The organism is Streptomyces sp. MB09-02B (assembly GCF_033794485.1).
GTDB lineage: Bacteria > Actinomycetota > Actinomycetes > Streptomycetales > Streptomycetaceae > Streptomyces.
This window is the reverse complement of record NZ_JARGEE010000968.1, coordinates 1-720: the sequence shown is the minus strand read 5'-3', so window position 1 is coordinate 720 and position 720 is coordinate 1. Positions and strand designations below refer to the sequence as shown.

Annotated in this window: 1 protein-coding gene; it reads right to left on the bottom strand. The window is 75.1% G+C overall.

Annotation, left to right across the window (positions count from 1 at the left end):
* Positions 1-688: response regulator transcription factor (locus P1P70_RS45375; protein ID WP_319248436.1), on the bottom strand; the 688-nt coding region annotated here is incomplete at its 3' end.
* Positions 689-720 lie beyond the last annotated feature (32 nt).

Sequence of the window (720 nt, the reverse complement as noted above, 5' to 3'; positions counted from 1 at the left end):
GTGCCCCCGGCACCCCCGGGGGCACCGGCCCCGCCCGGTCCAGCAACCCCGTGCGGGCCGCGAGCGCCGCCGCCTCCAGGCGGGAGCCGACGCCGAGCTTCATCAGGACCCGTTGGACGTGCGTGCGGGCCGTCGACGGGGCGATGCCCATGCCCGCCGCGATGAGGCGGGTGTCCTCGCCGTCGGCGACGCGGACCAGGACCTCGACCTCGCGCGGAGTCAGCATCTGGAGCAGGCGTTGGCCCTCGTCGTCCGGCTGGGCCGCCGGGTTGAGGAGTTCGCCGAAGGCGCTCTGGAGGAGCTGGGGCGCCACCGCCGCCTCACCCGCCCGGGCCTTCATGATGGCGCGCTCGACGCCCTCGATGCGTTCGTCGTGGCGGACATAGCCGGACGCCCCGGCGGCGAACGCCGCCGCGATACCGCGCGGGTTGGGCACCGGTCCGAGGACCAGCACCGCCACCTGCGGGCGTTCGCGCTTGATCTTCACCACCGGGTCGAAGATCCCCGGCTCGGCGGGTGTCGCCGTGCCGAGCAGGCACACCTCCGGTGACCTGGTGATCACCAGCTCCGCCGCGCCCGCTGCGGGCGCCGCCGCCGCCAGCACCCGGTGTCCCCGCAGCTTCAAGGCCGAGGCCAACGCCTCGGCCAGCAGTCGGTGGTCGTCGACCACCATGAGCCGCACTCCCATCGAGCCACCCCACCCCCCAGTCCCCCCGATCC